General features: G+C 33.2%; 12 protein-coding genes and 1 pseudogene. 12 read left to right on the top strand and 1 reads right to left on the bottom strand.

What is annotated here, in order from left to right:
• From B3J44_RS18670 to B3J44_RS18625, 10 genes are all read left to right on the top strand, one after another.
• Positions 1–1,728: glutamine synthetase III (locus B3J44_RS18670; RefSeq protein WP_286970373.1), on the top strand; the 1,728-nt coding region annotated here is incomplete at its 5' end.
• Between the two features lie 400 nt (positions 1,729–2,128).
• Positions 2,129–2,980 carry a hypothetical protein gene (locus tag B3J44_RS18665; protein WP_286970371.1) on the top strand — a complete coding sequence of 284 codons (852 nt, stop codon included), beginning with the start codon at positions 2,129–2,131 and terminating at the stop codon, positions 2,978–2,980.
• Positions 2,981–3,049: 69 nt separating this feature from the next.
• Positions 3,050–3,571, top strand: coding sequence for a hypothetical protein (locus tag B3J44_RS18660; RefSeq protein ID WP_286970368.1), 522 nt, complete (start codon positions 3,050–3,052; stop codon positions 3,569–3,571).
• Positions 3,572–3,578: 7 nt separating this feature from the next.
• The gene (csgH, locus tag B3J44_RS18655) at positions 3,579–3,983 is read left to right on the top strand and encodes a curli-like amyloid fiber formation chaperone CsgH (RefSeq protein ID WP_198856971.1); all 405 of its coding nucleotides are present in this window, start codon (positions 3,579–3,581) and stop codon (positions 3,981–3,983) included.
• Positions 3,984–4,009: 26 nt separating this feature from the next.
• A complete protein-coding gene (locus B3J44_RS18650; protein WP_198856972.1) occupies positions 4,010–4,309 on the top strand; it encodes a CsgE family curli-type amyloid fiber assembly protein in 300 nt (99 codons plus the stop codon).
• 16 nt (positions 4,310–4,325) lie between these two features.
• Positions 4,326–4,730: a curli production assembly/transport component CsgF gene (locus tag B3J44_RS18645; RefSeq protein ID WP_286970362.1), complete on the top strand. Its 405-nt coding sequence runs from the start codon at positions 4,326–4,328 to the stop codon at positions 4,728–4,730.
• Position 4,731: 1 nt separating this feature from the next.
• A complete protein-coding gene (locus tag B3J44_RS18640; RefSeq protein ID WP_286970360.1) occupies positions 4,732–6,096 on the top strand; it encodes a CsgG/HfaB family protein in 1,365 nt (454 codons plus the stop codon).
• Positions 6,097–6,151: 55 nt separating this feature from the next.
• Entirely contained in the window at positions 6,152–7,636 is a 1,485-nt protein-coding gene (locus B3J44_RS18635) for a carboxypeptidase regulatory-like domain-containing protein (RefSeq protein ID WP_286970348.1), read from the top strand.
• 153 nt (positions 7,637–7,789) lie between these two features.
• The gene (locus B3J44_RS18630; RefSeq protein WP_286970347.1) at positions 7,790–8,968 is read left to right on the top strand and encodes an AIR synthase related protein; all 1,179 of its coding nucleotides are present in this window, start codon (positions 7,790–7,792) and stop codon (positions 8,966–8,968) included.
• 153 nt (positions 8,969–9,121) lie between these two features.
• Positions 9,122–9,478 carry a hypothetical protein gene (locus B3J44_RS18625; RefSeq protein ID WP_286970345.1) on the top strand — a complete coding sequence of 119 codons (357 nt, stop codon included), beginning with the start codon at positions 9,122–9,124 and terminating at the stop codon, positions 9,476–9,478.
• Between the two features lie 72 nt (positions 9,479–9,550).
• Here B3J44_RS18625 and B3J44_RS18620 read toward each other — a convergent pair.
• Positions 9,551–10,175, bottom strand: a pseudogene (locus B3J44_RS18620) (M949_RS01915 family surface polysaccharide biosynthesis protein).
• 138 nt (positions 10,176–10,313) lie between these two features.
• Between B3J44_RS18620 and B3J44_RS18615 the strand changes: the two are divergent.
• Positions 10,314–12,650: a GH92 family glycosyl hydrolase gene (locus B3J44_RS18615; protein WP_286970343.1), complete on the top strand. Its 2,337-nt coding sequence runs from the start codon at positions 10,314–10,316 to the stop codon at positions 12,648–12,650.
• A gap of 169 nt (positions 12,651–12,819) precedes the next feature.
• Positions 12,820–13,263, top strand: a complete 444-nt coding sequence (locus tag B3J44_RS18610; RefSeq protein WP_198856980.1) for a hypothetical protein — start codon at positions 12,820–12,822, stop codon at positions 13,261–13,263.
• The last annotated feature ends 17 nt before the right edge of the window (positions 13,264–13,280 follow it).

Genomic DNA, 13,280 nt, shown 5'->3' with positions numbered 1-13,280 from the left:
CCAGCTTTTATATATGGTACAACTTTATGTATACCAACAGTATTTATTGCTTACACTGGTGAAGCTTTAGATAATAAAATACCTTTATTAAGAGCATTATCTGCAATTGACGAAGCGGCTACAGAAGTTTGTAAATATTTTGACAAAAACGTAAAAAAGGTAACAGCAACTTTAGGCTGGGAGCAAGAATATTTCTTGATTGACAAAGCTTTGGCAAATTCTCGTCCAGACTTAATGATGACAGGAAGAACTTTATTAGGACATACTTCTGCAAAAGGGCAGCAATTAGACGATCATTATTTCGGATCTATTCCAACTCGCGCTCTTACTTATATGAGAGATTTAGAGCAGGAATGCATGCTATTGGGTATTCCGGTAAAAACGCGTCATAATGAGGTTGCGCCAAATCAGTTTGAGTTGGCTCCAATTTTTGAGGAAACAAATCTTGCAGTAGATCATAACTCTTTATTAATGGATGTTATGCAGAAAGTTGCAGAACGTCATGACTTTAAAGTATTATTTCACGAAAAGCCTTTTAAAGGAGTAAATGGTTCTGGAAAACACAATAACTGGTCATTGGCTACAGATACAGGAGTTAATTTATTGAGTCCGAGCAAAACGCCAATGAGCAATTTACAGTTTTTGACTTTCTTTATTAATACAATCAAAGCGGTAAACGATAACGAAACTTTATTAAGAGCTTCTATCGCAACGGCAAGTAACGACCATAGGTTAGGAGCAAATGAAGCGCCGCCAGCAATTATGTCTGTATTTATTGGTGCACAATTGACAAAAGTTTTATCTGAATTAGAAAGCGTAACTACAGGAAAACTTTCGCCAGAAGAAAAAACAGATCTTAAGTTGAATGTTGTTGGAAAAATTCCAGATGTATTATTAGACAATACAGACAGAAATAGAACTTCGCCTTTTGCTTTTACAGGAAATAAATTTGAGTTTAGAGCTGTGGGTTCAAACTCAAACTGCTCAAATGCAATGACAACTTTGAATGCAATTGTAGCGAAACAATTAATTGACTTTAAAAATGAAGTAGAAAACTTAATCGAGTCGAAAGACATGAAAAAGGACGATGCTATTTTTAATGTTCTAAGAGAATACATCAAACAGTCTAAAAAGATTCTTTTTGAAGGTGACGGTTATAGCGAAGCTTGGGAAAAAGAAGCAGCAAAAAGAGGATTGAGTAATTTTAAAACAACTCCAGAAGCGATTAAAGCAAAAGTTTCGAAACAAGCTTTGGAATTGTTTGAAGAATTAGGAATCTTTAATCATGTAGAAGCCGAAGCGCGTTACGAAATTGAATTGGAAGAATACACTAAAAAAATCCAGATTGAAGGTCGTGTTTTAGGAGATATTGCAAGAAACCATGTTATTCCGACTGCAATTCGTTATCAGAATACATTAATTGAAAATGTAAAAGGATTAAAAGAAATTTTTGCCAAAGAATTTGACGCATTAGCAAAAGAGCAAATTGTTTTGATTAAAGAAATTTCAGGCCATATTGAAGGAATCAATTCTAAGGTATTGGCAATGACTAATGAAAGAAAGAAAGCAAATCAATTAACTGATGCTCAAAAAATGGCAGAGGCATATTGCAATAACGTAAAACCATATTTTGACGAGATTCGTAATCACTGCGATAAATTGGAATTATTGGTAGATGACGAAAGTTGGACATTAACCAAATACAGAGAATTATTGTTTACTAAATAATTAAGAAACAATTTGTTAAAGCCTGTCTTATAAGACAGGCTTTTTTTTGCTTAAATAGTAATAAAGCCCCTATTTAATTGATATTTTCTTTGTTACAGATGCTTTAAATGTAAACAAATTGTAATAAGTATCTTTTTTCCTATGAAAATTTATAAGCTTTTTGGCAGTTCATCGAGATAGTTTTACAGTTTGTCGAAAAGAGGTTAATATCTTGTAAAATAGGTATTTATACTGAATCTTGTTTTGGAGAAGTTTTATAATTTTGGTCATGAAGTTGAGAAAATAAATTAAAATTTGTTTTCAAATGGCGTTGTAAAGTCCCCGTCTTTTCCCCCAAATTTCGAATCTGCAAATTACCTACATAATAAGTTGTATTAATAACCAATTAAATATATTTATTATGAAAAAAGTAATTTTAAGCATCTCAGCGATGCTGTTTGTAGGAGTAGCGGCAATCGCTCAAGGAAACACTTCATCAGTAAACCAAGTTGGAGATTCTGATCAAGGTATTGTTAATCAAAATGGTCAAACGAATGATTCAAAGATTGATCAATTAGGAAACACAAACAAATCAGAAGTTTATCAGGGAATTCAACCAGCAACTTACAATGCCAAAAGTAATATGGCAGATGTAAAACAAAAAGGAGACAACAACGGGGCTTTTATTTCTCAAAGTAACCATGACAACAAAGCAACACAAAGTCAGACAGGAAACTGGAATAAAGCAACTATTTGGCAAGACCAAATTGTAGAATCTACAATCCCATCAGCACTTGGAGGTAAAGATGTTGCAACTCAAACTCAAAAAGGAAATAATAATACCGCTACTATTGACCAAGGTACAACAGGTAATGAAAAACCGACAGGACTTCCTTTTAATCCTACTCAATTAAGTCAAGTAGCATTAGTTGCTGTGCCATTTGGACCACACAGCCAAAACGAAGCTACTCAAACACAAAATGGAGATAATAATCTTGCTTATGCAAGCCAAGGTGGTGTTCAAAACAAATCTTCTCAAACACAAACTTCTCCAAGTGGTACTTCAGCATCAGACGGCAACAAGTCATATCACTATCAATATGGTGATAAAAACGAAGCTACATCTGTTCAAAATGGTACTAAGTTGAGAGAAGATACATTGCAAATTGGTAACTTAAACAAAGCTACAGTTACTCAAACAGGTGCAGCGCACAGTAGCATTAATTTCTCTCTAGGAAACTCAAACATAATTAGTGTTACTCAAAGTAACTAATTGAAAAGATAAAAATGTGATAGTCATAAAACGACTATCGCATTTTTTTTAATTTAAAACAGAATCAAGATGAAATCTTTCATTTTATATATACTATTAATATTCTTTTACAGTCCTGTATTTTATGCTCAGGAAAAAGAAGAAGGTTCAGAATTTAAAAATTACAGTTCATCGCTTTTTAATTCAAAAGAGAAAGCTTTTAGCATTGTTTCCAATTTGAGTAAAAAAGAACAAAACGATTTAAATTCAAGAATCCAATCTGGAGTGCAAATTCAGCAGGTTGGCGATTTTAATAAAATTTATGCTTCTTTAAAATCGAATGATACAAAAGTTGCAATAGATCAAAATGGTGATAATAATGCGTTAGCATTAGATAAAAGTGCAAAAACAATTACTCAAAGTGTTATTCAGCAAGGCGATAACAACAAAATTTCCGATTTTACATTGCATACCAATTACAATGTTAATATGGAAATGATTCAAAAGGGAGATAATCAAAGCATTCAAAATATAGGAACCAATTCGTTGTCAAAAAATATGAAAATTACACAGACAGGAAATGGCGCTTCTATTATTCTTATAAACAAATAAAATAAAGATGTATTTTATAAACAGACATATCATAATCTTTCTATTATTTTTTTCTTTTCTTGTTTATGGGCAAGTTCCACAGGATAAGATAAAAGCGAAAATCGAAATTGAAAGAGTAGAAAACAGTGTGAAAATTACTGGTACTGCCGAAAACTTAACAGAAGTAATTCGAAGTGCAGCTTATCGCTTGTCTGTTATAAAAAATAATAATAAAAGTAATAATCAGTCTAATAATGACCAAGTTGGTGTTTTTACTTTGCAACCCAACGAAATTCAGAAATTGTCTACATCGCAAATTAATTTGACAGCAGATGATGAGGTAATCATTTTGCTTTTGTTTTACGATGAAGACAAGCAAATTATAGCGAAAGATCGTGTCGTTTTGGGCGAAGAAAAAAAAAAGACGATGTAATAGTTCTTCCTGTTGACGGATTTGTTTTGAGAGGCATCATTACCGATGATACCAAAACAAAAATGGGAAAAGATTTTTACGACAGATATTATTACAAATACAATGATATTGGGATAAATGCCGAAAAAATAGTTACAATAAGTGAAGAATACAGTTTTGCCAGAAATACAGCAATATCTATAACTATAGATAATGAGGTTATCTATGATTTTTTAGTAAGGCCTGATGATGAGTTTTTAGATGCAGTTGCAGAGGAAGCTGTAAATACCACCTTTACTTATTTGAAAGAAAAAGAAAAACAACGCAAATATTTCACTCAGTATTAATTTTATTATTAGCGACATGAAATTTATTTTAATCCTTGCAGTTTTTCTGCTTATTTCTCCATTTATAAATGCTCAAGCTTTAGTTTACAAACCTGTAAATCCAGCTTTTGGAGGAGATACTTTTAACTATCAGTGGCTTCTAAGCAGTGCAGAAGCGCAAAATAAACAAAAGGATAAAACAGCAGAAACCAAAACACAAACTGATTTAGAACGATTTAAAGCCAATTTAAATTCACAATTGCTAAGTCAGATTTCTAGTTCTCTTTATAAACAGCAATTTGGTACAGATGGTATCAAAGAAGGCTCTTATACATTCGGAAGTTATTCAGTAGATGTCTATCCATCTTCTGACGGATTAACTTTAAATATCCTAGATACCAATACAGGAGAACAAACCCAAGTAATCATCCCAAATCAATAATATGCGATTCCATTACTATTTATTTATTGTATTTGGATTTCTTTTTACTGGTTGCGGCGCTTATTATAATCAACCCACAGGAGTACAAAAAGCTGTTTTGGGAGAAGGAACGCCTGCGACTTCACTATTAAAAGATTTACCAAAACCTAAAGAGCAAGTTGTAGTTGGTGTCTATAAATTTAGAGACCAGACGGGACAATATAAACCTCAGGAAAACGGAAGCAGTTTTAGTACTGCTGTAACTCAGGGCGCAACGTCTATTCTAATAAAAGCGCTAGAAGACTCAAAATGGTTTGTGCCAATTGAGCGCGAAAATATTGGAAACTTATTGCAGGAGCGAAATCTTATTCGAGCCACGAGACAGGAATATGTAAAAAATGCAAATCCGAACGAACCCCAGTTAACTCCATTATTGTATGCAGGAGTTTTGTTAGAAGGAGGTATAGTTTCCTATGATTCCAATATTATTACAGGCGGATTTGGTGCTCGATATTTTGGAGCTGGAGCTTCTGTGAAATATCGCCAGGATCGTGTTACAATATACCTAAGAATGATTTCTACTTCAAACGGAAAAATTCTAAAATCTGTTTATATCTCAAAAACTATTTTGTCTCAGGCTATCGACGAGAGTCTTTTTAGATATGTAAATTTTAAAAGGCTTTTGGAAGTAGAAACCGGATATACAACTAATGAACCTGTACACATGGCTGTAACAGAAGCGATAGAAAAAGCGGTCGAATCATTGGTTTTAGAAGGAATAAAAGACAATATCTGGGAAGCCGATGCACCAAAATGGCAGGTTGACAATTTATTAAAAGCATACGCAGAAGAAACCAAAACGGCAGATGTTACAGGACTTTATGATAGGGTTTTAGAAAATAGAAGAAGCCAGTTTGCTATAGAACTTTCTGGTGGAGCTACTTTAATGGATGGAGATTATCAAGATCCGCTTTTAAGACCTTTTGGACGCGGAGCTTTAAAATTCTTTATTACTCCAAGTTTTAATATCAGTGCTTCTACAAATGTGGTAAATCTTGCCAATAAAAATTTAGTAGATGTCGGATACATTACATACGATCTTAATATGGAATGGGTCATACTTCCTAAAGACCGTCTTACACCGTATTTATATGTAGGTGGCGGATATGGAATGAATAGGAAATTTGAAAATACATATGGCAAAGTTCAATACGGAGGAGGTCTTGAATATTTGGTTTCAGATAGAATAGGAATAAAATTATTTGCGGAGCAAAATATCAATTTCAGTGATAATATCGATTATATAGTTGCTGGAACCCGAGATGATTACTATTATAAATTTGGATTAGGACTGACTTATTATTTTGTGAAGAAAAAGAAAAAGTAAATCGGTCATTTCGAAGATGTAAGAAAGAAGTTTAAATTTTAAAAGTAAGGTAATAATGAAGTATTTATATAAAATAGCAAGTGTACTTTTTTTATTAGGTCTGGTTTCCTGCAGCGAAGAGAAAATTGGAGAATCTCAGTTTGGAACTGTAACCGGAAAAGTAGTCAACAGTGATACTTTTGAACCAATGGAAAATGTAAAAATATTATCGAGTCCAACAACTAGCACTGTTTTTACAGATGCCGAAGGAAAATTTACGGTCTCAAATGTAAAAGTGGGCGAATATTCTTTTCAAGCCCAAAAGGATGGTTTTACAGCAAAATTTGAAGCGGTTACTGTAACAGCCAATAACACTTCTGAAATTGTATTCGAATTAAGCAAATCGACAGCAAATAACAAACCTCCAACAGTTCCGGTTTTGGCTGCTCCCACAGATAACAGTACAAGTCAGCCTATAAATTTAGAACTCAGTTGGACTGTTACCGATCCTGATAATGATACGATGACATACACGATAAATTTGAGAAACGATAAAAATAGCGATATCGCGGTTTTTACAGATATAAAAGACAAAAAACTGGCACTGACAAATTTAATGTATGGCACGAAATATTATTGGCAAGTCTCTGTAAGTGATGGAGTAAATGCACCAGTTTTAAGCACAATAAGCGCATTTTCTACAATTGCATTTCCAGCGACAAGGCATTTATTTGTGAAAACCATAAATGGAAACAACGTAATTTTTACAGCAGATGATACGGGAAAACAATACCAATTAACAAGTTCTGATAAAAATTATTGGCGACCAAGACGAAATAATCAGGCTCAAAAAATAGCATTTATAGGAACAACAGGTTCGCAAAATGATATTTATACGATGAATTTTGACGGAACAAACATAAAAAAAGTAACAAGTTCCATTCCTATTGCTGGGTTTAATGCAAATTATATAGGGTATTCGTGGAATGCTTCTGGAAGCGAATTTATTTATCCAAACTTTGATAAACTATATAGGATAAAAAGCGATGGAAGTGGAGTCGCCAAAATATTCCAGACCCCAAACGGTAAATTTATTTCAGAATGTGATTGGAGTGCAGATGGAAGTAAAATAGCTTTAAAAGTAAATGATATAAATGGCTATGGCGTAGAAATTTATGTTATAAATCCGTCGGGAGTTGTAGTAACGCCAATATTGGCTGGCTTACCAGGTGCTGTTAGCGGTTTGAGTTTTTCAGTTTCTGGCTTGAAATTAGTTTATACTAGAGATGTTTCAGGATTTGAAAACAATAATTATCGTCAATTAGATTCCAAAATTTTTGAATATAGTTTTCTTTTAGGTAATTCATATGAAATTACTACAGAAAAGCCTTCAGGATCAAATGACTTGGATGTTAGGTATTCACCAAATGAAGCCGAGCTAATCTTTATGAACACTTCAAATGATGGAATTTCAGTAAAAAATATCGTTAAATGCGGGATAGGAGTTGCAAATTCTAGAGCAATCTTATTTACAGGAGCTTCAATGCCCGACTGGGAATAAAAGCTGCAAGCCAAAGTTTCATAACCAATTTTATTTCAGGAGATCGGCAGAATATAAACTTCTGCCGATTTTTTTATCAATCAAATAATCGAATAAGGCAAAGAATTAAAAAAAGGGATTATCTTTGCAGCACATCAACACAAACTAATTTTCATGAGTTCAGATTCTAGCAAAAGATATGCACAAAGAGGTGTTTCGGCATCAAAAGAAGACGTACATAACGCTATAAAAAATATTGACAAAGGTTTATTTCCGCAGGCATTCTGTAAAATTGTTCCTGATTATTTAACTCAGGACAATGATCACTGCCTAATTATGCATGCTGACGGAGCGGGTACAAAGTCGTCTTTAGCATACATGTATTGGAAAGAAACTGGAGATCTTTCTGTTTGGAAAGGAATTGCTCAAGATGCCTTAATCATGAATATTGACGATTTATTGTGTGTTGGCGCAACAGATAATATCTTACTTTCTTCGACAATTGGAAGAAACAAAAACCTAATTCCAGCTGAGGTAATTTCTGCAATTATAAACGGAACAGAGGAACTAATCAACGAATTAAAATCATTTGGAGTTACCATTCATTCAACTGGAGGAGAAACAGCAGATGTTGGCGATGTAGTTCGTACCATTATTGTAGATTCTACTGTAACAGCTCGTATGAAACGTAGTGATGTTGTAGACAATGCAAATATTAAAGCTGGAGATGTAATTGTTGGTTTGGCTTCTTTCGGACAAGCAACTTACGAAAAAGGATATAATGGCGGAATGGGAAGTAACGGATTAACTTCTGCACGTCATGACGTTTTCGGAAAATATTTGGCTAAAAAATATCCAGAAAGTTACGATGCTGCAGTTCCAGAAGAATTAATTTATTCAGGTCAAGTAAACTTGACAGATGAAGTAGAAAACAGTCCAATCAATGCTGGACAATTAGTGCTTTCTCCAACAAGAACTTACGCACCAATTATAAAGAAAATTTTAGATAAATATACTCCAGAAGATATTCACGGAATGGTACACTGCAGTGGTGGTGCACAAACTAAAATTTTACATTTTGTAAAAGACTTACATGTTATAAAAGACAATTTGTTTCCGGTGCCACCATTGTTCAAATTAATTCAAGAACAATCAAAAACAGATTGGAAAGAAATGTATCAGGTTTTCAATTGCGGTCACAGAATGGAGCTTTATGTTCCAGAAAGTATCGCACAAGATATTATCGAAATTTCGAAATCATTTAATGTTGATGCGCAAATCGTAGGTAGAGTAGAAGCTTCAGATTCTAAAAAGCTTACAATTACTAGCGAATACGGAACATTTAATTATTAAAAAAAAATAGCCATATAAGTGATATAAGTTCATTTTAAGTTAGAATGTCAGGCTGAGTGAAGTCGAGGCCTTATTTTGATGACAGCTTTCGATTTCACTCAGAAAAAATTTATATTTTCTTATATCACTCATATGGTTTAAAAATATTTAACTATGTACGAATTACTTTTTTGGAGATACCTAGACGAAATTTACCTGAACAATCAGGAAGTTTATGAAGCTCTTGTAGAAAAACAAGAAGTTGAAGGTCTGGCTGCACTTCAAATTGAAGTAATCGTAAACAGAATTAATTCAGTCTTTTCTGAATGGGAAAGAGTGGATGAAGACAGCTGGAAAAATCCAAAAGGGAAAGGTGCATTTCAAGTTATTACAACAACTCAAAGCATAAAAATTGACTGCTACGGAACAGAAGGAAAAACCATGAATAAATTAGTAGACATCATGGAAGAATTCAAATGTCCGCTTTACGATCCTCAAGTTCCAGAACGTTATGATGAAATGAATGAGTAGATAATTGTTAATGGTGAATTGTGAATCATTAATTAAGAATCAACATCAATCATTAACAATTCACCATTAAAATTACCCATTTTTTAAAAGCACATCCTGTTCTTTCCTCATTTTTTCAGTCAATTGATTAACGTATAATTTTATTTTCTGCGGAAGCGTATTCCAAATTTTGATCTTTTTCAAAACTTCTGCAATTATCAAAATCACATTCAACTGCACGAATAACATATTTTTTCTTTTTATAAACCGTAATAATTTTTACGCGTCTTATATAGCCATCTTCGTTGCGAGTTCCATAAACAATAATAGGTTCAATATAACCGTCTCCATCAATATCTTTTGTACTGCAATATTTTGTCCAAAACCAAATGTTTGTTTCTTTTGGCAGAGTATCTTCAAGCAAATCATTAATTTTCCATTGATCTAAAAGTCCGCCGTGGTCATTAATTACACAAACAGCTTGTATTTTTGTGTTTAAAGTATCCTTTTTAGAAATTACTTTTTGATTTTCGCCTAGAACCAATTCGTAAACTCCGCTTTTATCGCTAAATTCAAATGCTCTATAAATAGGGAAATTGGTTGTGTTTTCAAGTTCACGTTCCGAAATTTCTTGTTTAGTTAATCTGCGGCTTTCTGCTTTTTGAGAAAAAATAAAAGAGGAATAAAAAGAAAGTAGAATTAAAATATATTTTTTCATGTTTTCGGTAGACTTTTTATACATCAAAGATATTTAAACCTTTCGAGTTCTGCTAAATTTATGTTTTTTAAAAATAGATTTTGTTGTACTTTTCTACATTAAAACAACAACAAAGATTTCAAAGAAAAACAATAAAAAATGATTAAAACAAAATGCTGTAATTTTCTTTTCGGAGTATTGGCTTTAATGCTTTCGAGTAATCATATAAAAGGACAAAAGAAGGCGACCGAAAAGTTAAATCTTATTCAATATGTAGATCCAATGATTGGAACAGCAAAAATGGGACACACTTACCCAGGTGCAACAGTTCCTTTTGGAAGCGTGCAATTGAGCCCAGAAACCGATACAATTGCTTATAATTTAAACGGAAAATATAATGGAGAGGTTTACAAATATTGTGCAGGATATCAATATGAAGATAAAACAATTGTAGGTTTCAGTCACACGCATTTTAGCGGAACTGGACATTCAGATTTAGGTGATTTCTTAATTATGCCAACAACTGGAAAACTGCAATTAAATCCTGGTGTGGCGTCTAAGCCATTATCCGGTTATAGATCGGCATTTTCGCATGCAACAGAAAAAGCAGAGCCAGCTTATTACAGCGTTTTTCTAGAAGATCATAAGATTAAAGCAGAATTGACAGCCACAACTCGTGTTGGAATGCATCAGTATACTTTTCCAAAGTCTAATGATGCACATATTATTTTAGATTTAACTTCTGGAATTTACAATTACGATAAAAAGAATGTTTGGACATTTGTTCGTGTAGAAAACGATACTTTAATAACAGGATACCGTCAGACAAACGGATGGGCGAGAACCAGAACAGTTTATTTTGCCATGTCTTTCAATAAACCTATTAAAAGCTACGGACAAGCTGTTCAAGAAAAAAGTGTTTACAGAGGTTTTTGGGGAAAATTCGATCAAACGAAAAACTTCCCAGAAATGGCAGGTCAAAACTTAAAACTATTTTTTGATTTTGATACGAATGAAGGTGAAAAAATTAAAATCAAAATGGCTCTTTCGCCTGTAAGTTCTGCTGGAGCATTAGAAAACATGAAAAAAGAAACTCCAGATTGGGATTTCGAAAAAGTAAAAAAACAAAGTCAGGAAGTTTGGAATAAAGAATTGAATAAAGTTCAAGTGGAAACCATTCAAAAAGAAGATTTGATTAATTTTTATACGGCAATGTATCACGCATTTTTAGGTCCCACAGAATACATGGATTTAGACGGGAACTATAAAGGTCTTGATATGAATGTGCATAAAGCTGAAAACTTTACCAATTATACCAGTTATTCGCTTTGGGATACTTATCGTGCTTTACATCCTTTATTTAATATTGTCCAGCCAAAAAGAAACGCCGATATGGTGAGTTCGATGCTGGCACATTCAGATCAGAGTGTTCATAAAATGCTTCCGATCTGGTCGCATTATGCCAACGAAAACTGGTGTATGATTGGGTATCATTCGGTTTCGGTTGTGGCAGATGCCATTGTAAAAGGCAATATTAGTTTTGATGCCGAGAAAGCACTTCAAGCTTGTGTGAATACTGCAAAAGTACCTTATTATGATGGTTTAGAATTTTATATGAATAAAGGATATGTTCCAGAAGATAAAAACGGTGCTTCGGTTTCTAAAACTTTAGAATATGCTTATGACGATTGGGCAATCGCGCAAGCGGCAAAGAAATTAGGAAAAACAGATGTTTATAATGAATTCATCAACAGATCGAAAAATTATAAAAATGTGTATGACGAAAAAACAGGTTTCATGCGTCCAAAATTGAATGACGGAACTTTCAAAAAAGAATTTGACCCATTAGATACGCACGGACAAGGTTTTATTGAAGGAAATTCTTGGAATTATAGTTTGTATGTTCCGCAAGATCCCGCAGAAATGATTAAGTTAATGGGAGGAAATGAGAAATTTAAAGTTCGTTTAGATTCATTGTTCAATATGCATCTTCCTGATAAATATTTTGAAAATACAGAAGATATTACAAGAGACGGAATCATTGGAAATTATGTTCACGGAAACGAGCCTTCGCATCATGTTGTCTATTTATACAATTGGACAGATTCGCCTTGGAAGGCGCAAGATAAAATTAGAATGATCTTGAAGAAAATGTACCGAAATGGCGCTGATGGATTAGGCGGAAATGACGATTTCGGACAAATGAGTGCTTGGTATATTTTTAGCAGTTTAGGATTTTATCCAGTTGCTCCAGGTTCTGATGAATATGCGCTAGGAAGTCCGTTGCTGAAAAATGCCATTTTAAATTTGGAAAATGGAAAAACTTTTGAAGTAGAAACCGTAAATCAATCTGATAAAAATGTATTTGTGAATAAAGTTTTACTGAACGGGAAACAATTAGAAAGACCGTTTTTAAAACATTCAGATGTTGTAAATGGTGGAAAGATTACGTTTTATATGAGCAGTAAACCTAATAAGAAGCAATATCAAAATTAGTTTACGTCTGTCACCCTGAGCGGAGTCGAAGGGCTTTGTAGTTTAAAAGGGCTTCTACTCCGCTCAGCCTGACAAATGATAATATTTTAATTCGTGAAAATTTGTGCAATTCGTGGTGAAACAACAAAAAACTTCACGAAATTTGCACTTCAAATAAAGAAAACTAGATATGAAAATAAATCTAAAATCAGGAATTGATAAATTGCTTTTTGGAATGAAGCAGAATGACGTAACAGCTGTTTTAGGAAAACCTGATAAAAACTATAAAGACGAAGACGATAATGTGATTTTTGTTTATAATGCGCACAAAATCAGATTGACATTTTATGAGGAAGAAGACTTGAAATTAGGTTATTTAGTAGCTTCAAGTAATGATTTAGAAGTTTTCGGATTCAAATTAATAGGAAGAAAAATTGCTGATGTAAAGAAAGATTTTGCTGCAAAAGGAATTACAAAATACAATCAAGAAACTTTTGATACTTTCGAAAATTACTTCAACGAAGATAATTGGTTTATTCTTCAAACAGAATATGATGAGGTTGTAAAGTTCGAAATTGGAGCAATCATTAATAGTAAAGACGAATTTGACTGGAAATTTCCTGTGAAGAAATAGCACATCGAAAACTTTGT

The sequence above is a fragment of the Flavobacterium sp. UBA4854 genome (assembly GCF_002399805.1).
Taxonomy (GTDB): domain Bacteria; phylum Bacteroidota; class Bacteroidia; order Flavobacteriales; family Flavobacteriaceae; genus Flavobacterium; species Flavobacterium ginsengisoli.
This window is presented reverse-complemented; position numbering and strand designations above follow the sequence as displayed.